Origin of the sequence: Achromobacter marplatensis, from assembly GCF_049060505.1 — a bacterium.
In the GTDB taxonomy this organism is placed as follows: domain Bacteria; phylum Pseudomonadota; class Gammaproteobacteria; order Burkholderiales; family Burkholderiaceae_B; genus Achromobacter; species Achromobacter marplatensis_A.
On record NZ_JBMGRB010000004.1, the window covers coordinates 49,043 to 65,177 of the forward strand.

General features: G+C 63.3%; 18 protein-coding genes. 9 read left to right on the forward strand and 9 right to left on the reverse strand.

What is annotated here, in order from left to right; genetic code table 11:
- Positions 1–93: 93 nt before the first annotated feature.
- Positions 94–1,329 carry an MFS transporter gene (locus tag ACI0FO_RS11255; protein ID WP_416026692.1) on the forward strand — a complete coding sequence of 412 codons (1,236 nt, stop codon included), beginning with the start codon at positions 94–96 and terminating at the stop codon, positions 1,327–1,329.
- 70 nt (positions 1,330–1,399) lie between these two features.
- Here the strand turns inward: ACI0FO_RS11255 and ACI0FO_RS11260 are convergent, their stop codons facing one another.
- On the reverse strand, positions 1,400–1,816 hold the full coding sequence (locus tag ACI0FO_RS11260; RefSeq protein WP_416026694.1) for a VOC family protein: 417 nt from the start codon (positions 1,814–1,816) through the stop codon (positions 1,400–1,402).
- Positions 1,813–2,355, reverse strand: coding sequence for a helix-turn-helix transcriptional regulator (locus ACI0FO_RS11265; RefSeq protein ID WP_416026695.1), 543 nt, complete (start codon positions 2,353–2,355; stop codon positions 1,813–1,815). Before ACI0FO_RS11265 ends, ACI0FO_RS11260 begins: the two co-directional genes overlap by 4 nt.
- A gap of 95 nt (positions 2,356–2,450) precedes the next feature.
- Here ACI0FO_RS11265 and ACI0FO_RS11270 point away from each other — a divergent pair, with 95 nt between their 5' ends.
- Positions 2,451–2,825: a glutaredoxin family protein gene (locus tag ACI0FO_RS11270; protein ID WP_416026697.1), complete on the forward strand. Its 375-nt coding sequence runs from the start codon at positions 2,451–2,453 to the stop codon at positions 2,823–2,825.
- Positions 2,826–2,840: 15 nt separating this feature from the next.
- A complete protein-coding gene (locus ACI0FO_RS11275) occupies positions 2,841–3,263 on the forward strand; it encodes a hypothetical protein (protein WP_310035533.1) in 423 nt (140 codons plus the stop codon).
- Positions 3,264–3,308: 45 nt separating this feature from the next.
- Here the strand turns inward: ACI0FO_RS11275 and ACI0FO_RS11280 are convergent, their stop codons facing one another.
- Positions 3,309–3,923, reverse strand: a complete 615-nt coding sequence (locus tag ACI0FO_RS11280; protein ID WP_416026700.1) for an ABC transporter ATP-binding protein — start codon at positions 3,921–3,923, stop codon at positions 3,309–3,311.
- 87 nt (positions 3,924–4,010) lie between these two features.
- On the opposite strand from ACI0FO_RS11280, the gene ACI0FO_RS11285 reads away from it, so the two are divergent.
- From ACI0FO_RS11285 to ACI0FO_RS11300, 4 genes are all read left to right on the forward strand, one after another.
- A complete protein-coding gene (locus ACI0FO_RS11285; protein WP_416026702.1) occupies positions 4,011–4,442 on the forward strand; it encodes a hypothetical protein in 432 nt (143 codons plus the stop codon).
- A complete protein-coding gene (locus tag ACI0FO_RS11290; protein ID WP_416026704.1) occupies positions 4,442–5,092 on the forward strand; it encodes a hypothetical protein in 651 nt (216 codons plus the stop codon). The genes ACI0FO_RS11285 and ACI0FO_RS11290 overlap by 1 nt, the downstream gene beginning before the upstream one ends.
- Before the next feature lie 12 nt (positions 5,093–5,104).
- Positions 5,105–5,554, forward strand: a complete 450-nt coding sequence (locus tag ACI0FO_RS11295; RefSeq protein WP_416026706.1) for a DUF6389 family protein — start codon at positions 5,105–5,107, stop codon at positions 5,552–5,554.
- A 165-nt stretch (positions 5,555–5,719) separates the two neighbouring features.
- Positions 5,720–6,412 carry a hypothetical protein gene (locus tag ACI0FO_RS11300; RefSeq protein ID WP_416026708.1) on the forward strand — a complete coding sequence of 231 codons (693 nt, stop codon included), beginning with the start codon at positions 5,720–5,722 and terminating at the stop codon, positions 6,410–6,412.
- Positions 6,413–6,471: 59 nt separating this feature from the next.
- On the opposite strand, the gene ACI0FO_RS11305 is transcribed toward ACI0FO_RS11300, so the two are convergent.
- The 4 genes from ACI0FO_RS11305 to ACI0FO_RS11320 all read right to left on the reverse strand — a co-directional run bounded on the left by ACI0FO_RS11305 (position 6,472) and on the right by ACI0FO_RS11320 (position 9,050).
- Complete coding sequence (locus ACI0FO_RS11305; RefSeq protein ID WP_416026709.1) at positions 6,472–7,545, reverse strand: hypothetical protein; 1,074 nt, start codon at positions 7,543–7,545, stop codon at positions 6,472–6,474.
- 116 nt (positions 7,546–7,661) lie between these two features.
- Positions 7,662–8,276, reverse strand: a complete 615-nt coding sequence (locus ACI0FO_RS11310; protein WP_416026711.1) for a class I SAM-dependent DNA methyltransferase — start codon at positions 8,274–8,276, stop codon at positions 7,662–7,664.
- Between the two features lie 265 nt (positions 8,277–8,541).
- On the reverse strand, positions 8,542–8,778 hold the full coding sequence (locus ACI0FO_RS11315; RefSeq protein WP_416026713.1) for a DUF4880 domain-containing protein: 237 nt from the start codon (positions 8,776–8,778) through the stop codon (positions 8,542–8,544).
- Entirely contained in the window at positions 8,718–9,050 is a 333-nt protein-coding gene (locus tag ACI0FO_RS11320) for a hypothetical protein (protein WP_416026715.1), read from the reverse strand. Before ACI0FO_RS11320 ends, ACI0FO_RS11315 begins: the two co-directional genes overlap by 61 nt.
- A gap of 722 nt (positions 9,051–9,772) precedes the next feature.
- Here ACI0FO_RS11320 and ACI0FO_RS11325 point away from each other — a divergent pair.
- Together ACI0FO_RS11325 and ACI0FO_RS11330 are read left to right on the forward strand one after the other, a co-directional pair.
- A complete protein-coding gene (locus ACI0FO_RS11325) occupies positions 9,773–13,549 on the forward strand; it encodes a hypothetical protein (protein WP_416026717.1) in 3,777 nt (1,258 codons plus the stop codon).
- A gap of 268 nt (positions 13,550–13,817) precedes the next feature.
- Entirely contained in the window at positions 13,818–14,501 is a 684-nt protein-coding gene (locus ACI0FO_RS11330; RefSeq protein ID WP_416026719.1) for a plasmid fertility inhibition factor family protein, read from the forward strand.
- A 61-nt stretch (positions 14,502–14,562) separates the two neighbouring features.
- Here ACI0FO_RS11330 and ACI0FO_RS11335 read toward each other — a convergent pair whose 3' ends face one another.
- Positions 14,563–15,531, reverse strand: a complete 969-nt coding sequence (locus ACI0FO_RS11335; RefSeq protein ID WP_416026721.1) for a Bug family tripartite tricarboxylate transporter substrate binding protein — start codon at positions 15,529–15,531, stop codon at positions 14,563–14,565.
- A gap of 12 nt (positions 15,532–15,543) precedes the next feature.
- Positions 15,544–16,065 carry a GAF domain-containing protein gene (locus tag ACI0FO_RS11340; protein WP_416026723.1) on the reverse strand — a complete coding sequence of 174 codons (522 nt, stop codon included), beginning with the start codon at positions 16,063–16,065 and terminating at the stop codon, positions 15,544–15,546.
- Positions 16,066–16,135: the final 70 nt, after the last annotated feature.

A 16,135-nucleotide genomic window follows, 5' to 3' on the forward strand; every position in this document is an offset into this window, starting at 1 on the left:
CTGCTGCCGGCTGGCGCTTTAGTTTGGCGTCAGCCGGCTGTCACTAGAATGGCGGATTCCGGCACCGTCCGCGCGCCTGCCGCGCAAGCTCCCATGCCCGCCCCCGACTCCCCCAGTCCGCTTACCCGCCCCCCGTTTCTGCATTTCCTGTTCGCGCGCATCAGCGCGTCGCTGGCCTTCCAGATTGTCTCGGTGGCGGTCGGCTGGCAGATCTATGCGCTGTCGGGCAGCGCGATCGACCTGGGGCTGATCGGGCTGGCGCAGTTTCTGCCCATGGCGGCGCTGACGCTGGTGGTGGGCCACGTGGCCGACCGCTACGACCGCCGCAAGATCGTTGCCCTGTGCATGGCGCTGGAGACCCTGGCCACGCTGGTCCTGGCGATCGCGGCGCTGCACGGCGTGGGCGGCAAGACGCTGATCTACGCCACCATCATCATCATGAGTTCGGCGCGCGCCTTCGAAGCGCCGACCCTGTCCACGCTGATTCCCGCTGTCGTGCCCCGCGAGTGGCTGCCGCGCGCCACCGCCCTGGCGTCTTCCGGCGGGCAGATCGCGCAGATCGCCGGCCCCGCGCTGGGCGGCATCGGCTATAGCCTGGGGGCCGGGTGGATCTATTGCGTGGCGGCGGCGCTGTACCTGACGGCCTTCGCGTCCATCGCCACGCTCGTCATCGACCGTGCCCCGCCGCGCAAGGAGCCAACCACGTGGCGCACGCTGTTCGCCGGCATCACCTTCATCTTCCAGCGCCGGCTGCTGCTGGGCACCTTGTCACTGGACCTGTTTGCCGTGCTGCTGGGCGGGGCGACCGCCTTGCTGCCCATCTTCGCCAAAGACATCCTGAATGCGGGGCCGTGGGCGCTGGGCGCCTTGCGTGCCGCGCCCGCCTGCGGCGCGGCGCTGATGTCGCTGACGCTGGCGCGCCTGAGCCTTGGCGAAAACGTCGGGCGTCTGCTGTTCGGTTCGCTAATCCTGTTCGGGCTGGCGACGACCGTGTTCGGCCTGTCGACCTCGATTCCGCTGTCGGTAGGCGCGCTGGTCGTGCTGGGCGCCGCGGACTCGATCAGCGTCGTCGTGCGTTCGTCGCTGGTGCAGTTGAATACGCCCGACCACATGCTGGGCCGGGTCAGCGCCGTGAACACCTTGTTCATCGGCGCGTCCAACCAACTGGGCGAGTTCGAATCCGGCGTGACGGCGGAACTGTTCGGGGCCGTGCCGGCGGTGGTGATCGGCGGCATGGGCACGATCGCCGTGGCGGGATTGTGGATGCGGTGGTTCCCGGAACTAAGGAAGCTCAGAACGCTGCACGGGAACGAAACGGCGCCCACCTGAAGGGCGCGTTGCATGGCGGGCGCATCAACGGCTGCGCCCGCCATGCCGTCGATTCCCCTTCATCCATGGCTTACGCGGTGCCGCGAGGCGCCTGGATCATCTTCCAGCCACTGCCCGCCGGGTCGCGAAAGCCAGCGTCGACGTTGCCGTAGCGGTCCGTAGGCTCTTGCGTGAACTCCACCCCCAGCGCTTTCAGCTTGGCGTACGTAGCGCGGCAGTCAGACACCGACAGCACCAGCGGCGGCATGGCGCCTTTGGCGACCATCGCACGCAGGGTTTTCGCGGTGGCTTCGTCGTGGACGGGCGGCCCCGGCGCGAACAAGCCAAGCTGAAGCCCAGGCTGCTCCGGGTTCTGGACCGTCAGCCAGCGGTACGGGCCATTGCGCACATCCGTGTGGATGCGGAATCCCAATTTGTCTACGTAGAACGCAAGCGCTTCGTCCTGATCGTCGACGTACACGCCCATCACACTGATACCTTCGTTCATGGCTTCTCCTTGGTGGATGCCGCCAATTTATCCTTGGCGCTGCGGCGGCGCTTCTCCAAAACTGCGGTGCCCAGATCAGGGCGTTGCGCGGCTTTCAGCACGCAAGCGGGAACGCGGCCGAGTTCAACCGTCTTCGCCCGGACCTCGACGCGCAGGGCGCTGGGGCTTGAGCCCGTAACGTCATGGAAAATGCGGCCGAACGTGCCCAGGCTTTGCCAGCCGGTCGAGAAGGCGATGTCGGTGATGCTGAGCTCGGTGTCGCGCAGCAACGAGACGGCCTGCTCGATCCGGCGTGTCAGCAGATAACGGTGCGGCGGAAGGCCAAACGCCCGCTTGAAAGAGCGCGCGAAATAGGCCGCGGAAACGCCGCTGACCTCGGCAAGGCGGCTGACCGGCCAGGCTTCGTGCGAGGCGGCATCCATGCGGTCTTTGGCGCGCAGCAAACGGCGCAGCAGGGCGGCGTCCTGCAAGGGTTCGACTAAGGCCGGGGCCGGAGGGAACGCAGGCGGCTGTGCTTGTCGTATGACACGAGATCCCATGACTTTCGGCGCGGGCAAGAATCGGAGCGTTCCAGTGTAGAACACGTGCAGGGAGTAGACTGAGCGCCTTACTTTGCCCTTTCGAGTCCATATCCATGATTGTTAAAGCCTTGCGTGTCGGCCTGGGTCAATTGATCGTCGCGGGCGACGCCCTGACCCGCCCGCGTCCGCAGAAGCGTTCGCCGCAAGGCCAGGCCACCGTCAACAAGGAAGCGGCCGGGCTTGCGCTGTACCAATTCCACGCCTGCCCGTTTTGCGTCAAGACGCGGCGCGCCATGCATCGTCTGAATGTGCCGGTGGCCCTGCACGACGCCAAAGCCGATCCGCAGGCGCGCGAACAACTGCTGGCCGGCGGCGGCAAGGTCAAGGTGCCTTGCCTGCGTATCGAAGAGGCGGGCGGTACGCGCTGGATGTACGAGTCCAGCGAGATCATCGCCTATCTTGAAAAGCGCTTCGCCAACGTAGCCTGATCGGAGTTTTCCAAGATGACGCGCCTTGCCCGCCGATTGGCATTGACGCTATGCGCCGCCGGCGTGCTGGCGGGTTGCGACCCGTCGCTTCCGCCGCCGCCGCCCGGGTCGACACTCACCGCCGAAACCATCGCCACGCGCGAAACGCCGGAGCGACTGCAGTTCAAAGGCGTGTTGGCCGGCAAGCCGATTCACTTGCTCGTCAATAACTGCAAGGTCTACAAGGTAGATGCGGCCGAAGGCGAGAACGTAAGCTGGACGCTCGTATTGGAAGGTGAGTTCTATCCGCTGCCCACGATATGCGTCAACCAATCGCTGACCGAAGGCAAAGGCTTTATCACGGCCTTCATCGGGCGTCAGGCGTTCGGCGCAGGCGGGTGCTGCTCGGGCCAGCCCGAGTACCGTTCGAAAGACGGGCTCACCTGGAAGCCACACTGACAGGTTTCAGGCCTGCTGCCCTATATGGGCCGCGGCAACGCTTAGTCAGCGCAGGTCGGAAACATTGACCGATCTGGCCTCGCACGCCTGTACCAATTCGGGGTCATGACTGGCGAACAGCACCACGCGGTCTTTCGCCCACGCCTTGAACACCTCGGCCAGCACGGCACGGCCCTGTGCGTCAAAGCCGTTGCTGGGTCCGTCTGCGATCACCACGGCCGGATGACCCAAGGCGGCTGCCGTCACGAATACCTTGCGGCGCGTACCCGTCGACATCTGTTCGAAACGCTTGTCCAGGTGCGGCTCCAGGCCCAGCCGGTAAGCCAGGTCAAGCACGGCGTCGTCCACGGATACCTGCTTTTCCGCGGCCACTTGCTCCAACAACCCGCGCCCCGTCATCGCCGGAAAGGCCAGGCAATTGTCGGGCACATACGCCAGCCGGGCTTTGGCCTGTTGCGGCGCCTGGATGAGCGAATGCCCGTCGATCCAGACATCTCCGGCATCCGGCGCGACCACGCCCGCAATGATATTAAGCAGGCTGGATTTGCCGGTGCTGTCTTCTTCGCACAGCGCCACGCAGCCCGGGCCGAACGTGTGAGTCAGCCCCTGGAAGACGAGATAGTCGCCGTAGCGCTTGGTGAGATTGTCGATGCGTAGCATGCCGAAAGTGTACGCACGAATGCGGCGTGCGGCCAGATCCTGCGTCCGGATTTTGGCCGTTTCGGATCAGGTATATTCGTCGCACCTATGACCCGAAAAATCAACCTGACGCCGATTCCCTGGCCCATCGGCGCAGCCAGTGCAGCGGCGATCTTCGCCCTGGTGTGGCTGCTTTCCAAGCCCGGTGCGCAGCTCTTCGACGCCAGCCGGATATCGGTGATCAGCGTCTGGGCGGGCGCGCTGGCCGCGCTTTGCCTGCTTTACATCAAGCGCTATGCGCTGGCGTTGTGGCTGCATGGCGCACTGGCCGCGTGCTTCTGGACCCGCATCGTCGCGGGCGCAGACCGCGAACGTGCGCGGGCGTTCGGGCCGTATGGCCTGGGCGAGCAACTGAACTGGATCATCACCGACGATCTCTTTCCGCTGTTCTGCATCGCTACGCTGACAAGCCTGACGTTGATCGTAGCCAGTGTCGGCGGCGCAAGACTATATCGCCGGGCTGGCAAGGCGGTGCAGTGATGCTTGCCGGATTCACGCTCTATCACTACGGGATGGTGACCGGTTACGCGCTGCTGTTCGTGGCGGTGCATTTGCTGCTGGTCTTGGCGGCGTTGCGCTATGCCGGCCGACGCACGCCCGCGTGGCCGTTTGGCGCGGGCGCCGCGATGCTGGCGGTCGCCATCGCCGGCTTGTCCTTCGGCAACATGCAGCGCGGCGACTTGGCGGCCGGGCTGGAACAGCGCATCGGCCCGGAGTTGGGAAGCCTCTGCCGACAAGCCGAAGAACTGATCGCGGACATGGGCGGCGACGCGTCGCCCGACGACGAACCGTTGCGCGAAAAAATTCAGCAAGCCCTGCGTGCCCATTTCTCGCAAGCGGCTCGGAGCCGTTTCGAAGATGACCGATACGCCCCCGTGTCGGTGGTGGAATCCGGACAGGATCCGAAATGGGGCGACCTGGTGATCGCGTTGCGAACGCATGGCAAAGGCCGCGATCCCGTGCATGTCGGTTGCTACAACCAGTATGAGCATCGCTACAGCGGCTTTTCCGGTGCCACCAAGCCGTACTGGCGCTGGGATGCCGATCCGATTCCCTTCGAGAACATCGTGTTTTTCCGTCAGGACCCGGGTAGCCAGCCGCTGGTGAAATATGAACCCGCGCAACCATAAGGACGACGCCGCATGAACCAGCAGGACTATCAAGCTGCGCTGCGGCGCGTGCTGGACCAGCATTCCGACGCCGCGCAAACCCGCCTGGCCGCGCTGATCGCGGCCCTGCCGGCAAAGGCCCGCGAAATCCACGTTGGCATCTTCCCGGACCAGGACGGCGAGGGCACGTTTTCCGTCGTCGTCAGCCTGGAAGGCCCCGACCTTTATGTGTTGAACAAGGCGGTGGATGCCCATCGCACCTTGTTCGACGTGCGACACACCGCCACCGGGGTAACGCCGGCCGTACCGATGTTCGCCTCGGACGGCGCCGACTTTGTCGTGCAGGACGTCATCGTCGATACGGCAGCGGACTGGGTCGAAGCACTGTGGACAAGCGTCGGGCGTGGCAAATCGCCGTTGCCCGGACTGATCTATGGCGACGACGACTACGGCACGACGATGCCGCGCGCATTGCCGGCTTAAAACGACGCGGCGTCCACGCCCACGCGCCGGCCAGGCCTGATGCCGCGGCTGGGGTATAAAACGAAACCCGTCAATTCAGAACAAAGGAATCTTGTGTCGAGCCAACTCGGGGCAGGTCGCTTTCTTGCCGAGACAGCAGGCGTCATTCAACGCCAGGGGCATGCCATGCTGGCCGCCGCACCATGGTCGTTAGCCGTGTTCACGCTGTCGCTGCCGTTCGCCTTGGCGGACACGCCGCTCTACCGGCTGACGGATCTGCTGTTTGTCGCGCTGACGCTGATCAACCTGATCGCGTTCGCGCGCATGACCTTCGCCTGGCATCGGGTTGCCGTCCTGGGCGACTCCCCGCGCAACACGACCGCGCACGGCGGCACCGCAGAGGCCAAGCATCTGGTCCTGCTTGGCGCGATAGCCATCGTGGTCGCGGCCCTGGGGCACGCGACCGGCAATCTGCCGTTTGTGGTCTATGTGCTGCTGAACGGCGCGAACGACACCGGGTTCTGGGGCGCGTTGATCGCCTCGGCCGCGGTCATCTGGGTGCCCGTCCTGTACGCGCTTGCGACGTATGGCCTGAGCCTGCCGCGCGTCGCAACAACGGGCGAATACGGCTTTCGCGGCATCCGCGCGGCCATGCCCTATCGGCGTTGGCCGCTGATGCTGGTGCTGTTGGCACTCGTGGTCGTGGCCGGTTTCACCGCCACTACGCTGTATCCGCTGACGTACAAGTTCGCGGTGGGCGCAGACCTGGCCTATGCCGCGCTAGGCGTCGTGCTTTGTGTCCTGATCACACTCGCGGCCACGGCGATGTACGCCGTCGCGTATCGCGATTCCGTGGACGGCATAGGCGAAAGGGCATAAGACCCGGCAGCAGCATGACCATCGTGTCTCGGACGACGGCATCCACGTTGTTTTGAAACCTAGTCCGTTCCCACGGCTCGGATCTGGTTCGGCGCCGCCTTGGACACCGGCGGGTAGTGCAACGTGGGCGCCCGATAAGTAAGGTCGCGCAGCGCAGCATCCAGCTTGGGCAAATTGAAACTGCCCGCGCTTGGCGCCTGCCGGAAATCTTCCAGGCTGGCGGGCAAGCGCGTCAAGGTCAGCGAGTCCATCGTGCAGGTAGGGCCAAGGGAGGTGTCCTCGCACGAATCCGGGGTCATGACGGGCTGGTCGACGGGCAGCACGAAACCGTCCGTCAGCACCGCTTCCCCCGCCTCAAGCGTGATCGAAGCGATCGGCGAGAAAATCAATTCAGCCTCGAAACCGGGCGCCGGCGCGGCATCGGCCTCGCCGGCATTGAACGCAATCTCCCCGTTGAGACGCCACCGCACCTCACGCGCCGCTTCGTCGCAGCCCCCACCCGACCGCAACATCACTTCGCAGCCCTTGCCCAAGCCATCGTCTTCATCCTGGCCGGATTGCGGCTGGGGCACAGCCGTCTTGAACTCTCGGTCCACCGTGTAATCCAGCGTCGCGATGCCGATTTTTTTAATCCGCTCCATGGCGCTCTGAGGCGGCACGGTTTCCGGCAGCTCGGTGCGGGGCTGATGATAGGTAATGCGGTTAAGCCGGTATTCGCCCGGCCACACCGGAATCACCTGATACAGCAGCTTGCCGCGTACCGTCTGGAATTGCGGCCCGGGGTCGTTCGCATTCATCTTGTGGTCCCCCGCGCCGGCGCTGATCGCCTGGCCCTTTTTGGACGCGTGGTCCCACCGCATGAACGTGCGGCTTTGACGCACAAAGCGGTCGCGCGTTGCATCATCGTTGAAATCGCGCCGGGGCTCGGCATCCAGGTTCAGGGTCGGGATCACCAGCAGCGCCATGCCATCCTTCCGCGCTTCACCCAGCAAGTCGTCCACATTCACGCGATGCCGCTCCACCATCGCCGCGGTGCGCGCGGCGAAATCCGGCCGGGCCGGCTGGGCAAGCGACAGCGTCGGGGCAAGAAGAGCAAGCAGGCAAACACGGGCAAGCGCGGGGAAAAACGGCATCGTTCTGGGTTCCTGTTTCCAAGGGGGAAGGAACGGAGCATTGCAAGAGGCAGGGCCAGGCAATACCCCGGCGGGGAAAGGCGGGGCCATGATATCGCGTCGGCGCCGGCTCTTGCTTAACAGCCGGTCTGCGTGGCCAGCCACACCGTCGCGCCGCCGCACGCCGGGTCTTCCTGCTGATGCCGAACCACCGAGAATCCGTTTTCCGCCAGCAATTGGCGATATTCGCAAGCATCCAGACTGCCGTGATAAAGCGGCTTGCCTTCAAACGTCCCAATGGCTTCGCCCAACGCCGTGCCGCTGGTGAACATCAGCACCGCGCCCGGCGCGGCCAGGCGCCGAAAGATGGGGAACATCAGCCGCTGATCCTCGGGCCGAAGGTGGAAAAAGCTGTGCCAGGCGATCAACCCATGAAACGGTCCGATGCCAGCCAACTGCCGCATGTCGGCGGCGATCCAATGATGGTCGGGAAACGACGCCTTGGCCCTGGACAGCAGCGGCGACGAGGTATCGATGCCGGTGATGCGGCAGCCGCTTTCGATCAGGTGGCGGGCGATGGGAACGCCAGTGCCGCAACCGACATCCAGCACCTGCGGATGGGGGACGGCAAGCCGTTCCAGGAACGCGGCCAGCCAGGCGCGCTCGATCAATTCTGTACTCCGCAGCGCCGCAAACGCCGCGGCATGCGCTTGGTACAGGGCGATCACGTCGTCAGCGGGAGAGGAGGGCATGTCGGGACTCTGGCAGTGTGGATGGAGACATCTTAAAAGATGCGCATTACACCAGTCCTCCTGAGGGCAACGCTAGAGGACCAGGTGGCACCTCAGGCCGCCTGCTCCTTGTTGCCCAGGCGTTCAGAACCGCCCGCGCAACGTCAACATCATGTTGCGCGGCGCGCCGTAGTTGTTGCGGTTCTCGACATAGCCTGGATACTCGTAATACACCTTGTCGAACAGATTGTTCACGTTCAACGCCGCCGTTTAATTCGACGTCACGTCATACGCGACACGGGTGTTCCACACGCTGTAAGAAGGCCGACGCCTGCAAACGCTCCCATACCAACGCATGCGCCGGCTGCGCCCGCAGCCAGGCATCGAACGCCTGCCCAAGCCCGGTATTCGTCCCGCATGCCCGCCGGCGCGGGCGGGTCTTTGTCTTTGGGCGGGCGCCTACTACTGCAACGACGCCGGCGCGTCGTGCAACACACCGTAAGGGTCCGCATCCGCGCCGCAAGCCCGCGCCTGCTCCAGCATGGCGTCCGCCAAGGTCCCCAAGTGATCGCTCAAGCCTTCCACCCCGCCCATCAACGCCGCCACCGTCCACGCGTCTAGCGGCTGCCCGCCGGTCGCGTCCGGCTCGGATGCGCTATTGCCGACCATGCGGGCCATGGCCGCGATGGCGTAACGGGCTCGGTCGATTTGGTAGAGAGGGGATAGGGGGACCAGGCCGTGCTCGGGGTCAGAGTCGACGGACCAGGGGTTTTGGGTGAGGGGGTGGGATGGCATGGACTTCCTCCGACGATGTGGGAAATCCGACGATTTACCGGCTTCCAAACCGGGCTACCGTTGTTCCAGCAGTGGAAGGAGTATATGGGAGAAGGCCCGTGGCCTTCAGTGGGGTGAATGACAAGTTTGCCATTGGGGAATGCTGACCATATTGTGACTACCTGTCTGCTTTCGGCCGACAGCTGACATTCGGCGATCACCAAGGCGACCTACGGGAAAAGGCAAAAACTGGGCCGGAACCACACTGGCAGTTTCTGAGCCGAAGATCGTGCTGAACGGACATTCGTTCAGGCTGGCCCTTTTGAGGCCGCCGATCATTCTCGAGGAAATAGCATAGGCAGCACCACCGGCGGCGCCGATGCCGACGCCAGCGTCAATCGGATCAAGAAGTTCTTCGGCGACGTGAAGGGCAAACGCATTTTCTTTACGAGCGGCCTAGATAGCGCGGCGCTCAAGCATCTCGAGACGATTCGCGTGCTCTGCACCTAGCAGAAATCGCGCGGATGGCGACCCAACAGCCTCTCCGCCGGATCGCGCGAGTTCGCGCTCATGCCGTGGCCACCGGCGCTGGAGCGCCAGCTCAGCAAGCCAGTCGCAGGCATCATGCGTGGCGACGGATCAACTGGCAGTTCGGTCGCGGCCGTGGCGGACCAACTATCGCTTGACCGCTCTTTGTTCTCCCGCATGCTCTCCTATACTTGATGAAAGGGGGTTGAAGAACGATGTTCGAAATTACTGGCGCACAAGTCGCCGACCTCAATGACGCCGATCTGCGAACACTCGTCGCACGTCTCGCCTTGGCAGAATTGCGGGCGCAGGGTTGCCCCAGTTCGTCGGTAACCTCTGGCGGCAATCAGGATGCGGCCGATGGCGGGCTTGATGTCCGGGTCGAGTGCCCGTCCGCACTGCCGAGGCCGGATTTCGTACCGCGCCAGCACACAGGGTTTCAGGTAAAAAAGCCCGACATGCCGGCGAGCGCAATCCGCGATGAGATGCGTCCTCGCGGCGTACTACGGCCGGTCATCGCCGAACTCGCCGCTCGCTCCGGCGCTTACATCATCGTCAGCGCGCAAGGATCGGTCGCAGACAAGCCGCTGAGCGATCGTCGCGATGCGATCCGGGCGCAGCTCGACGATCTGCCTGAGGCCGGGCAGTTGCATAGCGACTTCTACGATCGCGACCGGCTGGCGACATGGGTCAATCACTATCCCGGAATCGCCGCTTGGGTCCGCACGCGGCTCGGCATCGGTATGTCGGGCTGGAGCAGCATCGGCGATTGGTGCGGCGTCGGCGTGCGCGAGGAGACGCCCTATCTCTTCAACGACAAGGCCTGCCTAACCGATGAAAGAACGAGCGACCGCGAGCAACTCACCATCGGCGAGGGTATCGCCCGGCTTCGCGCCTCTCTGACCAAAGCTCGCCAATGTATCCGGTTGATCGGCTTGTCCGGCCTCGGAAAGACTCGTCTCGTGCAGGCACTGTTCGAGGAAGGTGTGGGCGAGGTGCCGCTCGATCCGGGGTTTGCCGTCTATACCGACTATTCGGCGGAGACTTACCCGACCGCACGGGACATGGCGCGCCAGCTGGTGATCGCAAGACGACGCGCGATCCTAATCGTCGACAACTGTAACCCGGCGACGCACAGCGAACTGGCCCGCATCTGTTCGGAAGCTGGGAGCCAAGTCAGTCTCTTAACTGTCGAATATGATGTTCGCGACGACGAGCCCGAGCGTACCGAGGTCTTTCGCCTGCAATCAGCATCACCCGAAATGGTGGAGCAGTGGCTGGAAAAGACCTTCCCCAATGTGACGCAGGTCGACCGGCGAACCATATCGGAGTTCAGCGACGGTAACTTCCGCGTGGCGCGCGCTCTCGCCGACACGCTCGGAAAAGGCGAAACCCTGGGAAAGCTCAAGAGCCGCGACCTCTTCGAGCGGATTTTTCATCAGCGCAACGAGCCTGACCGGGATCTGCTTTCCGCTGCCGAAGACCTTGCCCTGCTCTATTCGATCGATGGCGAGGACACTTCGGAAGGCGGTGAACTTGCGCGGGTCGCCGCTATTCGTGGTGTTCCAGTGGCGGCGATATATGCGGCGCTGAACGCGCTTCGACGGCGGGGGATCGCGCAGCTGCGGGGACGGTGGCGCGCTATCCTGCCGCATGCGATCGCCAACCCGCTCGCCGGGTTCGCCCTTGAACGCATACCGCCAGCCGATTTCGATCGCTTCTGTGCGTCGCTTACAACGCGGATGCAGAAGTCCCTTTCGCGCCGCCTCGGCTATCTGCACGACAGCGCCGAGGCGCGGGCCGCGGTCGAGCGCTGGCTCCGTGCCGACGGGCCACTCGGCGATCTTGCGGCATTGGGAGAAGACGGCCGTCAGATCATCGCCAACATCGCCCCGGTCGAGCCCGAAGCCGTACTCGTGAGGATCGAGCGAGATATTGCTGGCCCAAATGGTGGCGAGATACTTGATCCGCAGTCGAGCAACCGGTGGCAATGGATGCGGTTGATCAAGCTCCTCGCTTACGATCCGCCGCTGTTTGACCGCGCCGCAACCTTGCTTGCGCGGTTCCTTTCCGCTGAATCGCCCCACCACCGCCACAACTCGGCATCGGACATGTTCGCCGAGCTCTTTCACCTACACCTGTCCGGCACCATAGCTTTGCCAGATCAGCGGCGAGCGCTCGTTCGCCGGTTCGCACAATCGGGTGATCCGGCTTTGGTGCGCTGTGCCGGCGTCGCCCTCGATGCGCTGCTGAAGGCGCACCATTTCAGTTCATCCAGCGACTTCGACTTCGGCGCCCGGTCACGGGACTATGGCTGGCATCCGCCGACCTATGGTGACATCTGGGCCTGGTACAACGGCGCGGTCGACCTGGCGGTGGAGCTCTCGCCAATGATCGAAAACGCAAGAGACCACCTTGCCCACAGCGTAAGAGGGCTGTGGCGCTTCGGCGCCTGCCATGATGCGCTCGAACGGTCAGCGACCCACTTTTCTTCCGAGCGACCTTGGATCGAGGGGTGGATCGGCTTCCGCACAGCGCTGCGCTTCGAGGGCGACGCGATGCCGGATGAGGTGCGCGCCCGTCTCGTAGCGCTCATCGAACGCCTGAAACCCACCGATCTTCTCCATCGGGCCCGTGCGGTCGTACTTGGGCGCAGCAGTTTCGGTTGGGATGTGGCCGATGGCGATGCGGATGACGGCGACGTCATAAAACCCTATGAACGCGCCTCCCAGCTGGCGAAAGAGATCGGCACCGCACTCGCGCACGACGCGGAGACGCGCGCTGTGTTCATCGCCGAACTGCTCGTCGAACAAAATCCGCAGCGCGCCTATGAATGCGGCGTTGGCCTGTCGGATGGTGCCGCCGATCTTGGTGCGATGTGGCGGGAACTGCTGGACCTCTTCTCCGCCGCCGAGGCGGACAGCCGGAATGCGACGGTGCTGGGCGGGTTTATCCATGACGCGCACGCCAAGGATTCGGCCTTTGCCAACGCTACGCTAGAGGATGTGATCCAGAATCCCGATCTCGCCGCGAGTCTTCCGTATCTTCAGGCGCGTGTTGCTATCGATGCCCAAGGCATAGCGCGGCTTCGGCGTGCGATCGAACGTGGCGTCCTTTCGGCGCCGAATTTTCAAAGCATCGCCAATGGCAGTGTCGGGGAGTCTCCACCCGACGCGCTTGGCCCGCTGCTCACCGACATCGGCAATCTAGCCGACGGCGTCGAGATCGCGCTCGATATATTGCACATGCACTTCTACCGCGATCAGGAAGAAGGCCGTCAACGTGCGCCATCCTTGATCGCTGTTGGCCGTGAGCTGCTACTGCGCGCTGACATCGGAAAGACGCAGTCGCTACTCGATTTTGCGCTGCATACCGTTATTCTGGTCTGCTGCGCCGGACCTGATGGAGAGGCGACATTGCGGGAAATCTGCGCTCGCGTTCGGGCCGGACTGGAGACCGCCTATCTCTCGTCCTACGATCTTAGTTATGTCCTCAAGGCGATCTTCGAGACCCATCCCCTGATCGCACTCGACGAACTCCTGCTCCCCGAACTCAGGCCGAGCAATCGGAGGCTGTTTGAGGGGGACTTCGGGTCTGGCACGCCGGAGGAAGATGTCGGCGCGGAGACCCTTGTTCAGTGGGCGAATATCGATCCGGATCAGCGCTATCCGCTGCTCGGGGAAAGCATCCCCATGTTCAAGCGGCAGCAGGGCGAAGAGGAGAATGGTGTCTCCACGCTCTTCCTGGAAATATTGGGCCACGCGCCAGACAAGCGGGCGTTCCTCGGTGATATCTGGTCGCGGCTGCATCCGCGCAGCAGTAGCGGCTCGCTCGCCGATATCCTGGTTCGGCGTCACGCGGCTATCACAACGCTGGGTGACAATGTTGGAGGCGAGGTTCGGCAATGGGTCACTGACATGTTGCCCGAAATCGAACGCTGGATCGAGCTTGAGAGCAAGCGCGATCGGGAAGGCGAGCAGAGTTTCGAATAGCTGCTGATCCGTGCGTCCCCAGGTAGGCCCCGACGCCGATCGCGGCTTTCGCGGAGTCCTAGGCCAGGCCCGCCGCCCTTTGCATTTCTTCCTGACGGCGTCGCGCTGGGCGAATGGCCGGTTTTGGCACACCGCTGCCGAACGGCTGCTTCGGGTCGAAAACAGACGTTTGCGAATGGTGGCTCTCGACCAATAAAAAATGTCGGCCTTAATATCGCTGGAAAAATAGGTGTCAAACTACAATTCAACCTCCGCCTGACACCGCGATATGAAGAAGACTATCTGGAATCTGTTACGCGCTCGGATCTCTGCTCCGCCGGTTCACACATTCGCCGTCAAACCACGCGCGCAGCTCGATCCCATTAATGGGCATCTGGAACTCGCGAGCCTGCCGCCAGGTCGTGAAGCGCCCCTACCCAAGAAGGTCTACGTAGATCCATTCTGGGCGATCTGGGAGCTTCAATGTGCCAACACATCGCGACGGTACATGTGTGTCAGTCGAGGCGCGGTAGATGATCATTTCGTCGTGCACGTGAGCACTGACGCGTTTTACCGCCTATGGCTAGAAACGACATTGCGCGGCAATGGGCGCAACGCACCGTGTCCCCTGCGAGAGCATATGCCCCGGGATTACAAGTTCTCGCGAGCTGAATTGGGGTTTTCTCACGGTATCGACAACCCCGTCCCCCTAGCAGAGGTGTCGGGGTACCACGATGCGTCAGGAATCAATGTCGCGTTTATCAATGGAGTAACGCGAAGCCTTTGGCTCATCGCAAACGAGGTCGCGTCCTTCCCGGTTAAGTGCTACTCGCAGGAAGAGGCAAACCTCATCCACGCTGCTGCGGGGTGCGCTGAAGCTCCCGTCATGTTGAAAGAGATTTTTGCAGGGGTTGATATCCCGCAGCCAGAGCGGCAACGAATCCCTAAGCCCGTATATAAATGGAGCGAGTAGTCGTCTCTGACGCCTGCGAACCCGGACACAGGCAACAGGCCGGGCGCTTCCCACGAATCCGTCAATTCGGCTTCAACTCAATATCCCGAGCCACCTTCCCCAGAAGCTCATAGTCCCTGCGAGCCCGCTCAGTGGCCTGCTGCGACGTATTCCCCACGATCACCCAGCCCAACTCCTTGAGCTTGCGCTGCATCTCGGCATCCTTAAGGCTCGCAACCACCGCACCCTGTATTTTTTCAACGACCGCAGGCGGCGTGTCCTTGGGCGCCGCCAAACCAAACCACCCGGTCGGAACCAACCCGGTGATGCCCAGTTCCTTCGCAGTAGGCACCTTGGGATAGCCGTCGAACCGATAATCGCTGGTGACGAACAACGCGGTCGTCTTGCCCGATGTGACATACGGGATTTGCGAGGCTGCGTTGTCCATCATCGAATCCACGTGTCCGCCCAGGATGTCGTTGACGGCGGGCGCGGCCCCCTTGTAACCCAGGATGCTCAGGTTCACCCCCGCCAACTTGGCAAAGGCCGCCTGTGTCAGGTGTGCCTGAGTACCGAGCCCGGCGTTCGCCGAAGAGAGGCCGCCGGGTTTCGTGCTGCTTAACGCCTTGAACGCCACGTAATCCTGCGCCGGAAAATTCTTGCCCACGACGAAGACGAACGGGACTTCCACGGCGATCGAAATCTGCGCCAGATCCTCGACGGGGTTGTAGCGCAGCTTGTAGATATGCGGATTGACCGCGATGGTGCCGCTTGCGCTGAGCAGCAGCGTATAGCCGTCGGGTGCGGCCCTGACGACGTGCTCGGTGGCAATGGAGCCACCGGCGCCGGGTTTGCCGTCGACGATCACGGGCTGCCCCAGTCGTTTGGACATGGCTTCCGCAAGCAGGCGGGTCATCGTGTCCGACGCCGATCCCGGGGCATAGGGGTAGATGATCGTGATCGGTTTGGCGGGGTAGGCGTCCGCCGCATGAGCCGGTGTCAATCCCGTCGACAGCAACAATGCGGTGATGGCGATGCGAAGGCGTGTCATCGTTTTCTCTCTCTACGAGCGGGTTGTGTGAATGATCTTTTGGATGATGGGAATGGCCATCGCGGCGTACCAGCTCAGTTCCGGCAACATGTCCCGGCGATACCAACCGGCCTCGTGCAGCAGGTTCAGCGATGCGATGGTCTGGCCGTCCCAGCGGACGGGCACGTTCACGGCGCTCTCGCAGCCTAGGGAATGAATGAGCTCGTGGTCTGGAAACGCGCGCATGCACTCCGCGCGGTCCACGCAAATTCGTGCCTGTCCGCCCAACACGACAGAAGCGAAAAACTCGCTGTCCTCGCGGATGGGCTTGGCGCCGCCCGGCGGATAAGCCCCGGGTTGGCTTGAGAAATACCGCAGGCTCTGCTCCGCCTGCCGGTCCAGCACCAGTACCGTGAACAGCCGATAGCCGATCCGGGTGGCAAGTGCCGTGGCCAGCGCCTGCAGGCCGCGCTCGGGTTGGGGCGCGGCGGCCAGGGCCTGCGCCATGTCGCTTAAGGCCCGCGTCTGGGCCATGTTTTCTGTTGCGTTCGTCACCGCTTGCCCTCGTCTATCGGGAAAGGCATTTTGGCCGCCAAGGACCATAAGGCGCTAATGAATAAAGCTG